This window comes from Streptomyces sp. NPDC014861 (genome assembly GCF_043081625.1).
GTDB lineage: Bacteria > Actinomycetota > Actinomycetes > Streptomycetales > Streptomycetaceae > Streptomyces.
Map to the genome: position 1 here is coordinate 1 of NZ_JBIBWV010000008.1, position 15,548 is coordinate 15,548.

At 74.4% G+C, this 15,548-nt stretch carries 13 protein-coding genes and 1 pseudogene; 12 read left to right on the plus strand and 2 right to left on the minus strand.

Translation table 11 applies throughout. The features are described from left to right. The 5 genes and pseudogenes from ACF1BN_RS18185 to ACF1BN_RS18205 all read left to right on the plus strand — a co-directional run. Positions 1 to 347: pseudogene (locus tag ACF1BN_RS18185) on the plus strand (ABC transporter); the annotation flags it as partial. Further along, the gene (locus ACF1BN_RS18190; RefSeq protein WP_392332610.1) at positions 344 to 1,129 is read left to right on the plus strand and encodes an ABC transporter permease; all 786 of its coding nucleotides are present in this window, start codon (positions 344 to 346) and stop codon (positions 1,127 to 1,129) included. The pseudogene ACF1BN_RS18185 and the gene ACF1BN_RS18190, both read left to right, overlap by 4 nt. A 284-nt stretch (positions 1,130 to 1,413) precedes the next feature. Further along, complete coding sequence (locus tag ACF1BN_RS18195) at positions 1,414 to 1,593, plus strand: DUF1272 domain-containing protein (RefSeq protein WP_392332611.1); 180 nt, start codon at positions 1,414 to 1,416, stop codon at positions 1,591 to 1,593. 135 nt (positions 1,594 to 1,728) lie between these two features. After that, on the plus strand, positions 1,729 to 2,376 hold the full coding sequence (locus ACF1BN_RS18200; protein WP_392332612.1) for a DUF6232 family protein: 648 nt from the start codon (positions 1,729 to 1,731) through the stop codon (positions 2,374 to 2,376). Beyond that, positions 2,373 to 2,714, plus strand: coding sequence for a hypothetical protein (locus ACF1BN_RS18205; protein WP_392332613.1), 342 nt, complete (start codon positions 2,373 to 2,375; stop codon positions 2,712 to 2,714). Before ACF1BN_RS18200 ends, ACF1BN_RS18205 begins: the two co-directional genes overlap by 4 nt. 42 nt (positions 2,715 to 2,756) lie before the next feature. Here the strand turns inward: ACF1BN_RS18205 and ACF1BN_RS18210 are convergent, their stop codons facing one another. Then, on the minus strand, positions 2,757 to 3,329 hold the full coding sequence (locus ACF1BN_RS18210) for a dihydrofolate reductase family protein (RefSeq protein ID WP_392332905.1): 573 nt from the start codon (positions 3,327 to 3,329) through the stop codon (positions 2,757 to 2,759). Between the two features lie 142 nt (positions 3,330 to 3,471). Beyond that, positions 3,472 to 4,893 carry a VanZ family protein gene (locus ACF1BN_RS18215; RefSeq protein WP_392332614.1) on the minus strand — a complete coding sequence of 474 codons (1,422 nt, stop codon included), beginning with the start codon at positions 4,891 to 4,893 and terminating at the stop codon, positions 3,472 to 3,474. A gap of 397 nt (positions 4,894 to 5,290) precedes the next feature. Here ACF1BN_RS18215 and ACF1BN_RS18220 point away from each other — a divergent pair, with 397 nt between their 5' ends. The 7 genes from ACF1BN_RS18220 (at position 5,291) to ACF1BN_RS18250 (ending at position 15,540) form a co-directional block, all read left to right on the plus strand. Beyond that, positions 5,291 to 6,094: a TIGR03084 family metal-binding protein gene (locus ACF1BN_RS18220; protein WP_392332615.1), complete on the plus strand. Its 804-nt coding sequence runs from the start codon at positions 5,291 to 5,293 to the stop codon at positions 6,092 to 6,094. Continuing rightward, the gene (locus ACF1BN_RS18225) at positions 6,091 to 7,773 is read left to right on the plus strand and encodes an acyclic terpene utilization AtuA family protein (protein ID WP_392332616.1); all 1,683 of its coding nucleotides are present in this window, start codon (positions 6,091 to 6,093) and stop codon (positions 7,771 to 7,773) included. Before ACF1BN_RS18220 ends, ACF1BN_RS18225 begins: the two co-directional genes overlap by 4 nt. Positions 7,774 to 8,029: 256 nt before the next feature. Further along, the gene (locus ACF1BN_RS18230; RefSeq protein ID WP_392332617.1) at positions 8,030 to 9,634 is read left to right on the plus strand and encodes an acyl-CoA carboxylase subunit beta; all 1,605 of its coding nucleotides are present in this window, start codon (positions 8,030 to 8,032) and stop codon (positions 9,632 to 9,634) included. A gap of 8 nt (positions 9,635 to 9,642) precedes the next feature. Then, positions 9,643 to 11,742, plus strand: coding sequence for a biotin carboxylase N-terminal domain-containing protein (locus ACF1BN_RS18235; RefSeq protein ID WP_392332618.1), 2,100 nt, complete (start codon positions 9,643 to 9,645; stop codon positions 11,740 to 11,742). Continuing rightward, positions 11,739 to 12,872 carry an acyl-CoA dehydrogenase family protein gene (locus tag ACF1BN_RS18240; protein ID WP_392332619.1) on the plus strand — a complete coding sequence of 378 codons (1,134 nt, stop codon included), beginning with the start codon at positions 11,739 to 11,741 and terminating at the stop codon, positions 12,870 to 12,872. The genes ACF1BN_RS18235 and ACF1BN_RS18240 overlap by 4 nt, the downstream gene beginning before the upstream one ends. Positions 12,873 to 13,055: 183 nt before the next feature. After that, positions 13,056 to 13,706, plus strand: coding sequence for an excalibur calcium-binding domain-containing protein (locus tag ACF1BN_RS18245; RefSeq protein WP_392332620.1), 651 nt, complete (start codon positions 13,056 to 13,058; stop codon positions 13,704 to 13,706). A 259-nt stretch (positions 13,707 to 13,965) separates the two neighbouring features. Then, complete coding sequence (locus tag ACF1BN_RS18250) at positions 13,966 to 15,540, plus strand: AMP-binding protein (protein WP_392332621.1); 1,575 nt, start codon at positions 13,966 to 13,968, stop codon at positions 15,538 to 15,540. Positions 15,541 to 15,548: the final 8 nt, after the last annotated feature.

Below are 15,548 nucleotides of genomic sequence, written 5' to 3' on the forward strand. Positions count from 1 at the left end.
TCGCCGTCCTCAACGGCGGCCGCATCGTCGCCGAAGGCACCGCCGAACAGCTCAAGCGCCAGATCCCCGGCGGCCACGTCCGCCTCCGCTTCACCCACCCCACCGCCTACCGCACCGCCGCCGCCACCCTCACCGAGGCGGCCCGCGACGACGAGGCGCTGACGCTCCAGATCGCCAACGACGGCACCCAGCGCGCCCTGCGCGGGCTGCTCGACCGCCTCGACACCGCCGGCATCGAGGCCGACGAGCTCACCGTCCACACCCCCGACCTCGACGACGTCTTCTTCGCCCTCACCGCCGGCACCGCCGCCACCGTCCCCGCCCAGCCGAAGGAGGCTGTCCGATGAGCACCCTCGCCCTCGCCGTCCGTGACTCGACCACCATGCTCCGCCGGAACCTCCTGCACGCCCGGCGCTACCCCTCACTGACGCTGAACCTGCTGCTCACCCCGGTGATGCTGCTCCTGCTCTTCGTCTACATCTTCGGCGACGTGATGAGCGCCGGCATGGGCGGCGCGGACCGCGACGCGTACGTCGCCTACCTCGTCCCGGGCCTGCTCCTGATGACCATCGGCTCCACCGTCATCGGCACGGCGGTCTCCGTCTCCAACGACATGAGCGAAGGGATCATCGCCCGCTTCCGGACGATGGCGATCCACCGCCCCTCCGTCCTCGTCGGACACGTGGTCGGCAGCGTCCTCCAGTCGGTCGCCAGTGTGGTCCTCGTCGGCGCGGTCGGCGTCGCGATCGGCTTCCGCGCCGACGGCGCCACCGCCCTGGAGTGGCTGGCCGCCTTCGGTCTCCTCGTCCTCTTCGCCACCGCGATGACCTGGATCGCCGTCGGCATGGGCCTGGTCTCCCCCAACGCCGAGGCCGCCTCCAACAACGCCCTCCCGCTGATCTTCCTCCCGCTCATCTCCAGCACCTTCGTCCCGGTCCACCAGATGCCCGGCTGGTTCCAGCCGATCGCCGAGTACCAGCCCTTCACCCCCGCCATCGAGACCCTCCGCGGCCTCCTCCTCGGCACCGAGATCGGCCACAACGGCTGGCTCGCGGTCGCCTGGTGCGTCGGCCTCACCGTCCTCGGCCACGTCTGGTCGACGAAGACCTTCGACAAGGACCCCAAGTAGGACCCCAGTTAGGACCCCCAGGGGACCCCCAGGGGACCCCGAGGAGGACCCCGAGGAGGACCCCGGTTGGTTCGGTCACCCCGGAGGACCCCCAGCAGGTCACCCGCCCCGAAGCGCCCTCCGCCCCGCCGGCACCCACGCCGGCGGGGCGGTCCGCGTCCGGCCCGGCCCCCGGATTCAGGCCTGATCCTGTCGAACTCTGGCCGAGGCCCTGTTTCCGCCCGCCCGGCGCCCGCCGATCATGGAATCCACCGACCGACGGAACCGACGAGAGGGAGTCCGAGATGGCCCTGGAGATGCGCGACCACTGCGAGCGCTGCGAGACGACGGCCCTGCCGGCCGACGGACCGGCCCGGATCTGCTCGTACGAGTGCACCTTCTGCGTGCCCTGTACGGAGGCGATGGCCGGCGTCTGCCCCAACTGCGGCGGCGAGCTCCTCCCGCGCCCCCGCCGCGCCGGTTAGGAACGAACCGCTCGGCGGCGAACTGGCGCCACACAAAAGGGAATTGGCCGGTTCTCTCCTGCCCTGCGCGCCGACGAGGGCGCTTAATGGGGCTCCCGCTGAGCGCGGGACGAGGCACGAGTGCACGGGGGGCTCATGACCGCCATCGGAGGCTTCGCGCCGCCGCCCGACGAACCGCCGCCGCCATCAGACCCGCCGCCGTCCGATCCGCCACCGCCGCCACCGCCGCCACCGCCGGACCCTCCGGGCCGGCCGGCGGCCCCGCTCTTCCCTCCGCTACCGGATCCGAAGGACGTCCTGAAGATCGAGGTCAAAGGGCGCGTGCTGTGGGTCGGCGCGTCCGCCGTACCGCTGCGGAACATCACACGGGTCGACGCCCTGAGGCTCAAGCCGTACCGGGGCTCCGCCTTCCTCCGCTTCCTGAAGTGGCTGGGGATCACCGTCGTCGCCTACGTCCTGCTCAACGTGGTGAGCGGCGGCGAGGCAAGGATCGGGGAGGGCGGGGGTCCGTTCTTCCTGGCCGTGCTGCTCGGCCTGGTCATCTTCCTCGTCATCGAGGCGATGAAGCCGCCGAGGCCGGTGCTGGCGGTGGAGACCGCGGGTGGCTCGCTTGCGGTCGTGACCCTGCCCAGCGTGGACGAGCTGAGGGTCGTCGCCGGGCAGATCGTCCACGCGATCGACCATCCGGAGGCCGAGTTCACCGCGTACGTCCACCAGCTCAACAACTACAACGGGGACGTCATCAACCAGCACGGCAGGTTCAACGTGGGGAAGAAGCTGTGACCGAGCCGACGCGATACACGACCTACCACGGCGACGTGGTGAACCAGCACGGTGACCACAACATCGGCATCCAGAAGGGCGCCGCCGCTCCCGACCCGGCCCTCCGGGCCGCCGTGGAGGAGCTGAGCGCGGAACTCCGCGCCCTGCTCGTCCACCTCGACCCGGAACAGGCCCGCACCGTCGAGGCGGCCCTCCCCGCACTGGCCCCGGACCGCGCGGCGCTGGAGCGGCAGGCGCTCACCCTGGCGCGACTCGGCCAATTGGCCGCAGTCGTCGGCCCCTTGGCCCAGCCCGTCGCGGACGCGCTGGGGCGCCTGCTCGGCCTGCTGGGCATGTGAACCGCGTCGGGTCGCCGGGCGTCGGCCCGACGGCTCGACCGGCTAGCGGACGACGTCGAAGACCTGCTTCTGGATGCCGTTGGCGTACGCCTCGTGCTCGACCAGCTTCAGCTTCTGGGCGTCCTTGTCCGTGGTGCTGAAGAGCCGCTTGCCGGCGCCGAGGAGGAACGGGAAGACCAGCAGGTGGTAGCGGTCGACCAGACCGGCGTCGGCGAGCGCGCGGTTCAGGGTCGCGCTGCCGTGGACGATGATCGGGCCGCCCTCGGTCTCCTTGAGGGCGGCGACCTCGTCGAGGGTGCGGAGGATGGTCGTCGGGCCCCAGTCCGAGACGAGGTCGCCCTCGGTGAGCGTGGTGGAGACGACGTACTTCGGCATCTCCTTGTACTCGGCGAAGTCCGCCATCCCCGGCCACACGGGGCTGAACGCCTCGTAGCTGACCCGGCCGAGCAGGATCGCCGTCGCCTCGCCCTGCTCACGCCCCTTGATCTCGTACGCCTCCGGCAGGAAGTCGATGTCCTTGAAGGTCCAGCCGGAGTTCCGGTAGCCCTCCTCGCCGCCGGGGGCCTCGACGACGCCGTCGAGGGAGACGAAGGCGGAGGTGATCAGAGTGCGCATGGCGTGTTCCTCGTTCTGTTCGGTGCGTCCGTTGCCGTCCGCCGTGGTCTTCTCGTTCGTTCTCATGCTGTAGGACCGGAGGCCCGCGCGGAACTCATCGGCCCCGGCGGTGTTTTCTTCCCGGCGCTTCACCGGGGGCGCTTCACCGGGGGTGCTCCTCCGCGGCGGGCGCCGTACCGAAGGCGTCCCGGTACACCTCGCCCGTCACCGCGTCCACGTACCAGCGTTCCGCCGCGTCCGACACGCGCGGGTCGAGCTCCGGCACGGCTCCGTCGTCGACCAAGCCCACGAACCACTCCGGGCGCCAGGCACCACCCCGCTCGACCGCCTGGAGGGTGTACGCCTCGACGCGGACGCCCGGCGGCAGCGCCGCGCCCCCGGCCTCCAGGTGCCGGCGTACGGCCCCGGCGGCCTGGTCCGCGCTCTGCTTCGGGTCCGGGAGGTCCAGGCGGGTGGGTCCGAGGGTCACGTCGACGCGGGCGACGCGGCCGGTCCGGTCGACGTGGACGTTCAGGGTGCGGGGCATGACGACGCCGCCGTCCACCCAGCGCCAGGCGGTGACCCAGCCCTGGGACGCCCCGGGCCCGGACGGGTACGTCGTCGTGTCGGCGGCGGTCTCCGCCCACGGGTAGTGGGCGCGCATGTAGCGGCGGGCGGTCTCGTACGCCTCCGCCTCCGTGTCCGGGGCGGCGCCGGCGCCCGGCACCGGGAAGCCCGGCGCCGAGCCCGGGCCGGTGAAGCCGGCGGTCCCCGGCTCGACGGTCAGGCGCTTGCCGTCCGGCCACGACAGGGAGCCCATGCCGCCCGGGTCCTCAGGGCCCGCGCCGGGCGGCAGGACCCCGAAGACGAGGTGCGAGCAGGGGACGTCCAGGCAGGGCTGGTGGTAGACCTTCCGGACGCCGTACCTGTCGCCGAACGCCTCCCGTACCGCGGCCTCCGCCGCCCTGTGCTGGGCCGAGTCGGCGGGGGAGAGGCCCGTGCCGTCCAGGTGCGTGAACGCGATCGCCGTGCGCGCGAGGACCATGCCGGCCACCAGGAGGACGGCGGCGGCGACGCCCGCGCCCCGGGCCCCGCCCCTCGGCGCGAAGCCCGGGGCCCGCCGCAGGAGCAGGGCGGCCAGGGCGGCGCCCGCGAGCCCGCCGAGGATGTTCGCCAGGGCGTCCGAGCTGTCGCAGATCCGGCCCAGTCCGTCCACGGAGCCCTGGACGAACTCGATCGCCGGCGGCAGCGCGACGACCCCGACGAGGACCGGAAGCGGGCGGCGGACCGCCCCGAGCGCGAAGAAGCCGAGCGGCACGGTCATCGCCAGGTTCCACAACCCCTGGGTCGTGCCGAAGGGCTCGAGGACGTCGTGGTTGACGACGCAGGTCCCGGTGGCCCGGCCGCTCCCCATGAAGGTGACGCAGAGGATGCCCGTGAGGGTGGCGACGAGCCCCGCCCACCACGGGCCGCGCGGGCTCCCGCGCCGGCGGGCGGCCCACCAGGCCGCGCCCCCGAGGGCGAGCGCGGCCAGCGCGTAGCCGGCGAGGTGGGCGAGACGGTCCTGGAATATCGCGGTCAGCACGGAGGTGTTCCTCGGGGGGACCTGGGCCTGGGTCTGGGCTTGGGTTTGGGCCTGGGGTTCGGGGCCCTGGGGTCAGGGGCGGGGTCGGGTACAGGGGGCAGGGGGTCGAGGTCGGAGCCGGAGCTGGTGGCGAGGGGGCTCGCGGCCTTCGGGTGTCCCTGGTGTTCCACGCGGAAGATCCACGGCCGGTGGCCGCCGCGGCCGGGACTGTCCGGTTCCGGCCGCCTATCCGGCCGGATCCCCGCACCGGCGTGCCGCGTGCCGGCGGGATCCCCGGCCGGATCCCCGCACCGGCGTGCCGTGCGGGTCCGTATTTTCAAGCAAGCATGCTTGATTGTTTCCTGGATCGCTGCCATGCTCCCACTCCTCAGGCCCGTCCTCCCGAGGGGAGCGCACCGTGTCCGACCCCGGAGCCGTCCGTACGGTTCTCGCCGATCTGCGTGCCGAGGGTGATGAACTCGACCGGATCGTCGGGGGGTTGAGCGAGGAGCGGTGGGCGGTCGCGACGCCCGCCGCCGGTTGGACCGTCGCCCATCAGATCGCTCACCTCGCCTGGACCGACCGGGCCGCCCTGCTCGCCGTCACCGACCCCGAGGCGTTCGCCGTGGAGGTCGAGAAGGCGATGGCCGCGCCCGAGCGGTTCGTCGCCGACGGGGCGGAGGAGGGGGCCGCGCTGCCGCCCGCCGAGCTGCTGGGGCGCTGGCGGGAGGGGCGGGAGCTCCTTCGGGAGGCGCTGCTCGCGGTCGAGCCGGGCGGGCGTTTCCCCTGGTACGGGCCGCCGATGAGCGCTCCGGCGATGGGGACCGCGCGGCTGATGGAGACCTGGGCGCACGGGCAGGACGTGGCCGACGCGCTCGGGGTCGTACGGGCGCCCACCGCCCGGCTGCGGCACGTCGCCTGGATCGGGCACCGGGCCCGTGACTACGCCTATCTGGTGCGCGGCGAGCGGCCGCCCGCCGAGCCGGTGCGGGTGGAACTGGCCGCTCCCGGCGGGGAGTCGTGGGCCTTCGGGCCCGAGGGGGCCGCCCAGCGGGTCACCGGGACCGCCCTCGACTTCTGCCTCCTCGTCACCCAGCGGGTGCACCGCGACGACACCGCCCTGCGGGCCGAGGGCGACGACGCCGAGCACTGGCTGCGGATCGCGCAGGCCTTCGCCGGGCCGGCCGGCGCCGGGCGCGCGCCGAAGGGGGAGGCGCGATGACCCCGCTCCGGATCGGGAACGCCTCGGGCTTCTACGGCGACCGCTTCACCGCCGTCCGCGAGATGCTGACGGGCGGCCGGCTCGACGTGCTGACCGGGGACTACCTCGCCGAGCTGACCATGCTCATCCTCGGCCGCGACCTGCTGAAGGACCCGTCCGCCGGCTACGCCAGGACCTTCCTGAGGCAGATGGAGGAAGGGCTCGGGCTCGCCCACGAGCGCGGCACGCGGATCGTCGCGAACGCGGGCGGCCTCAACCCGGCGGGGCTCGCCGACGCCCTGCGGGAGCTGGCCGCAAAGCTCGGGCTGCCGACCCGGGTGGCGCACGTCGAGGGCGACCTGCTGCCGTCCGAGCCCGGCGTCCTGACCGCCAACGCCTATCTGGGCGGGGCGGGCATCGCCGCCTGTCTCGCGGCCGGCGCCGACGTCGTCGTCACCGGCCGGGTGACCGACGCGGCGCTCGTCACCGGGCCCGCGCAGTGGCACTTCGGCTGGGGCCCGGAGGAGTACGACCGGCTCGCCGGCGCGGTCGTCGCCGGACACGTCCTGGAGTGCGGCACCCAGGCCACCGGCGGCAACTACGCCTTCTTCCGCGAGCTGGACCCGCGGTCGCTGCTGCGCCCCGGCTTCCCGCTCGCCGAGCTGTACGAGGACGGCTCGGCGGTCGTCACCAAGCACCCCGGCACCGGGGGCGTCGTCGACGTCGGCACCGTCACCGCGCAGTTGCTGTACGAGACGGGCGGCGCCCGGTACGCCGGGCCCGACGCGACCGCCCGGCTCGACACCGTGCGGCTCACCCAGGACGGCCCGGACCGGGTGCGGATCGACGGGGTGCGGGGCGAGGCCCCGCCGCCCACCCTGAAGGCCGGCCGCTGCCGGCTCGGCGGCCACCGCAACGAGGTCGTCTTCGTCCTCACGGGCCTCGACGTCGAGGCCAAGGCGGCGTTCGTCCGGGAGCAGGTCCAGGAGGCCCTGGCGAAGAACCCGCCCGCCGACGTCCGCTGGGAGCTGGCCCGCACCGACCGGGAGGACGCGGGCACCGAGGAGACGGCGAGCGCGCTGCTCCGGCTCGTCGTCCGCGACCAGGACCCGGAGAAGGTGGGCCGGGCCCTGACGGGGGCGGCGATCGAGCTGGCCCTCGCGAGCTACCCCGGCTTCCATGTCACCGCGCCGCCCGGCAGGGGCGCCCCCTACGGGGTCTTCGAGACGGCGTACGTGGCCGCCGGCGACGTCCCGCACACGGCCGTGCTGCCCGACGGGACCCGCGCCGCGATCCCCGTACCGCCGGCGACCCGCGCCCTGGAGGCCGTACCCGAGCCGGCCCTGCCCGCGCCGCCGCCACCGGGGCCGACCGTGCGGGCGCCGCTCGGGCGGATCGCGGGGGCCCGCAGCGGCGACAAGGGCGGGGACGCCAACGTGGGGGTGTGGGTGCGGACGGACGCGGAGTGGCGGTGGCTCGTCCACACGCTGACCGCCGACCTGTTCTGTGCGCTCCTCCCGGAGACGGCGGAGCTGGACGTCACCCGGCACGTGCTGCCGAACCTGCGGGCGCTGAACTTCACCGTCGCGGGGATCCTCGGCGAGGGCGTCGCCTCGCAGGCCCGCTTCGACCCTCAGGCCAAGGCGCTCGGCGAATGGCTCCGCTCCCGCCACGTCGACGTCCCCGAGAGCCTGCTGTGACGCCCCACCCGACGCGCGAGGCCGTGTGCTCGGCGCCCGCGAAGGCCCGCCCCGCGCCCCCGTCCCGCGCCCTCCGTCCGGGGCCCGCCGCCGCGCGCCTCCCGACGGCCCACCCGACGCCCGCCGCCGTGCGCTCGGCGCCCGCGACAGCTCACACGACGCCCGCGTCCGCCCGACCGACGCCCGCCGCCGTGCGCTCGGCGCCCGCGAAGGCCCGCCCCGCGACCGCTCGTCCCGTCCCCCCGGAGGAACTTCCGTGACCGTCCTCGCCTCCGCCCTCGACACCGGTGGACCCGACCATGCCGCCCACCGGGCCGCGATGCTCGACAAGCTCGCCGCTCTCGACGCCGAGCACGCCAAGGCCCTCGCGGGGGGCGGCGAGAAGTACACCGCCCGGCATCGCGCGCGCGGCAAGCTGCTGGCCCGTGAGCGGATCGAGCTGCTCGTCGACCCGGACTCGCCGTTCCTGGAGCTGTCCCCGCTCGCCGCCTGGGGCAGCGCGTACCCCGTGGGCGCGTCCCTGGTCACCGGCATCGGCGTCGTCGAGGGCGTCGAGTGCCTGATCACCGCCAACGACCCGACCGTGCGCGGCGGCGCCTCCAACCCGTGGACCCTGAAGAAGGCGCTGCGGGCGAACGAGATCGCGTTCGCCAACCGGCTCCCGGTGATCTCCCTCGTGGAGTCCGGCGGCGCCGACCTGCCCTCCCAGAAGGAGATCTTCATCCCGGGCGGGGCGCTCTTCCGCGACCTGACCCGGCTCTCCGCCGCCGGCATCCCGACGGTCGCGGTCGTCTTCGGCAACTCGACGGCCGGCGGGGCGTACGTGCCCGGCATGTCCGACCACACGGTGATGATCGAGGAGCGGTCGAAGGTCTTCCTCGGCGGGCCGCCGCTGGTGAGGATGGCGACCGGCGAGGAGAGCGACGACGAGTCCCTGGGCGGCGCGGCGATGCACGCGCGCGTGTCCGGCCTCGCCGACCACTACGCCGTCGACGAGCCCGACGCGATCCGGCAGGCCCGCCGGATCGTGGCGCGCCTCAACCACCGCAAGGCGCACCGGGATCCGGACCCGCTGGCCGTCGAGCCGCCGAAGTACGACGCCGAGGAACTGCTCGGGATCGTGCCCGGCGACCTCAAGACGCCGTTCGATCCGCGCGAGGTGATCGCCCGGATCGTCGACGGCTCCGACTTCGACGAGTTCAAGCCGCTCTACGGCCCCTCGCTCGCCACGGGCTGGGCGCGGCTGCACGGCTATCCGGTCGGCGTCCTCGCCAACGCGCAGGGCGTGCTGTTCTCCGCCGAGTCGCAGAAGGCCGCGCAGTTCATCCAGCTGGCGAACCAGCGGGACATCCCGCTGCTCTTCCTCCACAACACCACCGGCTACATGGTGGGCAGGGAGTACGAGCAGGGCGGCATCATCAAGCACGGCGCGATGATGATCAACGCGGTGTCGAACTCGAAGGTGCCGCACCTGTCCGTCCTCATGGGGGCGAGCTACGGCGCCGGGCACTACGGCATGTGCGGCCGGGCGTACGACCCCCGGTTCCTCTTCGCCTGGCCGAGCGCCAAGTCCGCCGTGATGGGTCCGCAGCAGCTCGCGGGCGTGCTGTCGATCGTGGCGCGGGCGTCGGCGGCGGCGAAGGGGCAGCCGTACGACGAGGAGGCGGACGCCGGTCTGCGGGCCCTGGTCGAGGCCCAGATCGAGTCCGAGTCGCTGCCGGCGTTCCTCTCCGGGCTGCTCTACGACGACGGCGTCATCGACCCCCGCGACACCCGCACGGTCCTCGGGCTGTGCCTGTCCGCGATCCACACGGCACCGGTCGAGGGCGCGCGCGGCGGCTTCGGCGTCTTCCGAATGTGAGGCACCAGTTGATTTCCACGCTGCTCGTCGCCAACCGCGGCGAGATCGCCTGCCGCGTCTTCCGCACCTGCCGCGAGCTGGGCATCAGGACCGTCGCCGTCTTCTCGGACGCCGACGCGGACGCGCTGCACGTGCGGGAGGCGGACGCGGCGGTACGGCTGCCGGGGGCCGCGCCCTCGGAGACGTACCTGCGCGGGGACCTCGTCGTGGCGGCGGCGCTCGCCGCGGGCGCGGACGCGGTCCACCCCGGGTACGGCTTCCTCTCCGAGAACGCGGACTTCGCGCGGGCGGTGACCGGGGCCGGGCTGACCTGGATCGGGCCGCCTCCGGAGGCCATCGAGGCGATGGCGTCGAAGACCCGGGCCAAGGAGCTCCTCGGCATCGCGCCGCTCACCGACGTCACCGCCGGCGATCTGCCGGTCCTGGTGAAGGCGGCGGCGGGCGGCGGCGGGCGTGGCATGCGGATCGTCCGCGAACTCGCCGAGCTGCCGGACGCGTTGGCCGCGGCCGCGGCCGAGGCGGCGAGCGCCTTCGGGGACGGCGAGGTGTTCGTCGAGCCGTACGTGGAGAACGGCCGGCACGTCGAGGTGCAGGTGCTCGCCGACGCGTACGGCACGGTGTGGACGCTCGGGACCCGCGACTGCTCCCTCCAGCGCCGGCACCAGAAGGTGATCGAGGAGGCCCCGGCGCCGGGCCTGCCGCCCGCGCTCATCGAGGAGCTGTACGAGCGGTCGGCGGCGGCGGCGAAGGCGGTCGGCTACGTCGGCGCGGGCACGGTGGAGTTCCTGGTCGCGGACGCCCCCGGGGCCGCGGGCTCCTCCCAGGCTGTGGGCTCCGCCCCGGCTGTGGGCTCGGCCCCGGCAGTCGGCTCCCCCCGGGCCGCGGGTTCCGCCCCGGCTGTCGGCTCCGCCCCGGCTGTCGGCTCCGCCCGGGCCGTGGGCTCCCCCCGGGCCGTGGGCTCCCCCCAGGCCTCCGCCCGGGCGGAGGGGATCCCCGAGGCGCACTTCCTGGAGATGAACACCCGCCTCCAGGTCGAGCACCCGGTGACCGAGGAGGTGTACGGCGTCGACCTCGTCGCCCTCCAGCTGGCCGTCGCCGAGGGGGCCCCGCTCCCGCCGGAGCCGCCGGCCGCCCGGGGCCACGCGGTGGAGGCCCGGCTCTACGCCGAGGACCCGGCGGCGCGGTGGGCCCCGCAGACCGGCCGCCTGCACGCCTTCGGCGTGCCCGGTGTCCGCGTCGACACCGGCTACGCCTCCGGGGACACCGTGCCGGTGCACTACGACGCCATGCTCGCCAAGGTCGTCGCCCACGCGCCGACCCGCGCCGAGGCCGTCCGCAGGCTCGCCCACGCCCTGGAGCGGGCCGTCATCCACGGTCCGGCCACCAACCGGGACCTCCTCGTCGCCTCGCTGCGGCACCCCGGCTTCCAGGACCACCGGAGCCTCGACACCGGCTTCTACGACCGGCACCTCGACGCCCTCGCCGCCCCGCCGGACGGCGCGGAGCTCGCGGCCGTCGCCGCCGCGCTCGCCGACGCGGCCCGCAACTCCGGCCGTTTCGGGGGAGGGTGGCGGAACGTGCGCTCCAGGGAGCAGGTCAAGACCTTCGGGGAGCACGAGGTCCGCTACCGGCCGACCCGGGACGGCGGCTACGAGGTCGGTGCCCCCGAGGGCGTCCGGGTCGTGAGCGCCGCCCCCGATCGCGTACGCCTCGAAGTCGGCGGCGTCGTCCAGGACTTCGAGCCGGCCGGGTACGGCGACGGCACCGTCCACGTCGGTCCCCACCGGCTCGCCGTCCGCCCCCGCTTCACCGACCCGCGCGAGCGGACGCTCCCCGGCTCCCTGCTCGCGCCGATGCCCGGCACCGTCGTCCGGCTCGCGGACGGCCTCGCCGTCGGCGACCGGGTCGAGGCCGGGCAGTCCCTGCTCTGGCTGGAGGCGATGAAGATGGAGCACCGCGTCACCGCTCCCGCCTCCGGCACGCTCACCGCGCTCCACGCCGCCCCCGGCCGCCAGGTCGAGGTCGGTGCCCTGCTCGCCGTCGTACAGACCGAAGACGTCCCGGCCGGAGACGTACCGGCCGAAGACCGGGAGGACCAGCACCGATGAGCACCGACATAGAGCCCCGGGAGCACACCGAGCTCCGCGCCGCCGTCTCCGCGCTCGGCCGCCGCCACGGCCCCGGCTTCGACCGGGCGGCCCTGTGGGCGGAGGCCGGCAAGCTCGGCTACCTGGGCGTGAACCTGCCGGAGGAGTACGGCGGCGGGGGCGGCGGCATGGCCGAGCTGTCCATCGTGCTGGAGGAGGCGGGGGCCGCCGGGGCCCCGCTCCTGATGATGGTGGTGTCGCCGGCGATCTGCGGCACGGTCATCTCCCGCTTCGGCACCGACGCGCAGAAGGAGGCGTGGCTCCCGGGCCTCGCCGACGGCTCGCGGACGATGGCCTTCGGCATCACCGAACCGGACGCGGGCTCGAACTCGCACCGGATCACCACCACCGCCACCCGTACCGAGGACGGCTGGGTCCTCGACGGCCGGAAGGTCTTCGTCTCGGGCGTCGACATCGCCGACGCGACCCTCGTCGTCGGCCGTACCTCCGACGCCCGCACCGGCAATCTCAAGGCGTGCCTCTTCATCGTCCCGCGCGACACCCCCGGCTTCGGCCGCCGTCACATCGAGATGGAACTCGACGCGGACGAGAAGCAGTTCGAGCTGACCCTCGACGAGGTGCGGCTGGCGGCCGACGCGCTGGTCGGCGACGAGGACGCGGGGCTGCTCCAGCTCTTCGCCGGCCTCAACCCGGAGCGGATCATGACGGCCGCCTTCGCGATCGGCATGGGCCGGTACGCCCTCGACCGCGCGGTCGCCTACGCCAAGGAGCGGCAGGTCTGGAAGGCCCCCATCGGCGCCCACCAGGCCATCGCGCACCCCCTCGCCCAGGCGCACATCGAGCTCGAACTCGCCCGCCTGATGATGCAGAAGGCGGCGAAGCTGTACGACGCGGGCGACGACCTGGGCGCGGGCGAGGCGGCCAACATGGCGAAGTACGCTGCGGCGGAGGCGTGCGTGAAGGCCGTCGACACCGCCGTCCACACCCTCGGCGGCAACGGCCTGACGAAGGAGTTCGGCCTCGCCCGCCTGGTCACGGCCTCCCGGGTGGCCAGGATCGCCCCGGTCAGCCGGGAGATGATCCTCAACTTCGTCTCGACCCACACCCTGGGGCTGCCCAAGTCGTACTGATCCGGGCAGGGGCTCCCGCCGCGGGGCTCCGGGGCACGGCCGGCGGGTTCCGGCCGACGGGTTCAGGCCCGCGGGTTCCGATCCTCGGATACGGCCCACCAGTTGTGAAGGTCCTGTGTACGATCCACGGCCACGGCACCCCGCTCGGTGCCCGTCGTCCCCTTCACGCCTCTGGAGCCGCGCGTGTACCCGCAGCCGAACCCCTACCAGCCCGCCCCGGCCTGGCAGCCGCCGCGCCGCTGGTGGCAGCACCCCGCCCTGATCATCGCGCTGCTCGTCCTCCTCCCGCCGGTGGGCATAGCCCTGGCGTGGCTCGGCCGGTGGACGAGCCGCACGAAGATCGTGGCGACGGTGCTGTCCGCGCTCTGGTTCGTCCTGTTCCTGGTCACCGACCCGGAGAAGGAGAAGAAGGGCACGGACGGGGACCCGAAGCCGGCGGTGACGGCGACGGCCACGGCGTCCCCGACGCCCGAGCCGACGACGGAGGCCCCGACCACGGAGGCGCCCGAGCCGACGACCGAGGCACCCACCACCGAGGCCCCGACGCCCACGCCGGAGCCGACCACCGAGCCCCCGACCACGAAGGCCCCCGAACCCACCACCCAGGCGCCCACCACCCAGGCCCCGAAGCCGAAGCCGACGCAGGCGACCCGGCCGCCGGAGACGGCCGAGCCGGAGCCCGAGCCGGAGCCGACCACCGAGGCCCCCGCGCAGAACGTCTACTACGCCAACTGCGCCGCCGTCCGCGCGGCCGGCGCCGCCCCCATCCACGCCGGAGACCCCGGCTACAGCCGCAAGCTGGACCGCGACGGCGACGGCGTCGCCTGCGAGTGAGGCCACCGGCCCCGGACACCGTCCGGGGCCGGGGGGACACCGTCCGGGGCGGTGACACGGTCCCGGGACTCGGGGCCGGGGGGCGCGGCCCCGGAGTCGGTGACACCGCCCGGGGCCGGGAGCGCCGTGCCCCGGCCCCGCCCGCCCCGAACCATGCAGGCATGCTTGATTGTTTTACGGGTGGCTGACAGGGTCTCCCCAAGCGGTACCCGCAGCAGCGATCCTGGCGGCCACCTTTCACCTCTCCAGGGGGCAACGCATGGTGTTCCACAGCGAGTACGAGCCGGTCTCCACCCTGTCCCTCCCCATCCACGACGCCGTGCTCGGCGGGGCCGCCGCCTTCGGGGACGCGCCCGCGCTGGTCGACGGGGCCGGGGAGCTGTCCCTCTCGTACGCGCAGGTGGACGCCTTCCACCGGCGGGTCGCCGCCGGTCTCGCGGAGGCCGGGGTGCGGAAGGGGGACGTGCTCGCGCTGCACAGCCCCAACACCGTGCTCTTCCCGGTCGCCTTCTACGCCGCGACCCGCGCCGGCGCCTCCGTCACCACCGTCCACCCGCTCGCCACGCCCGAGGAGTTCGCCAAGCAGCTGAGGGACTCCGCCGCGCGCTGGATCGTCACCGTCTCGCCGCTGCTGCCGGCCGCCCGGGCCGCCGCCGAACTCGCGGGCGGCGTCGAGGAGATCTTCGTCTGCGACACGGCGCCGGAGGGCGAGGGCGTCCGCTCCCTCCAGGCGTTCCTCGCCTCCACGGCGCCCGAGCCGGTGATCGCCGTCGACCCGGAGGAGGACGTCGCCGCCCTCCCGTACTCCTCGGGCACCACCGGCGTCCCCAAGGGCGTGATGCTCACCCACGCCTCCATCGCGACCAACCTGGCGCAGCTGGATCCGTTCATCCCGATGGGACCGGGCGACCGCATCCTCGCGGTCCTTCCGTTCTTCCACATCTACGGGCTCACGGCCCTCATGAACGCGCCGCTCCGCAAGGGCGCCACCGTCGTCGTCCTCCCGCGCTTCGAGCTGGACGTCTTCCTCGGCGCCATCCAGAAGCACCGGATCAACGGCCTGTACGTGGCCCCGCCGATCGTCCTCGCGCTCGCCAAGCACCCGGCCGTCGCCGACTACGACCTGTCCTCGCTGGAGTACATCGTCTCCGCCGCCGCCCCGCTCGACGCGGCGCTCGCAGAGGCGTGCTCGGCCCGGCTCGGAGTGCCGCCGGTGCGGCAGGCGTACGGGATGACCGAGCTGTCCCCGGGCACCCACGTCACCCCGCTCTCCGCCCAGAACCCGCCGCCCGGCACGGTCGGCAGACTGCTGCCCTCCACCGAGATGCGGATCCTGTCCCTCGACGACCCGTCGAAGGACGCCGCCCCCGGCGAGGAGGGCGAGATCGCCATCCGGGGCCCGCAGGTCATGAAGGGCTACCTGGGGCGGCCGGACGCCACCGCCGCGATGATCGACGCGGACGGCTGGGTGCACACCGGCGACATCGGCCGCGTCGACGCCGACGGCTGGCTCTACGTCGTGGACCGCGTGAAGGAACTCATCAAGTACAAGGGCTTCCAGGTCGCCCCGGCCGAGCTGGAGGCCCTGCTCCTCACCCACGAGGGCGTCGCCGACGCCGCCGTCATCGGCGTGACCGACGCCGACGGCACGGAGATCCCGAAGGCGTTCGTGGTGCGCCAGCCGGCCGCGCCCGGGCTGACCGCCGAGGACGTCATGGCCCACGTGGCCGCCCGGGTCTCCCCGTACAAGAAGGTCCGGGCCGTCGAGTTCATCGACGCGGTCCCCCGGGCCGCCTCCGGAAAGATCCTCCGTCGCGAGCTGCGAGAAAGCTGAGGAACCGC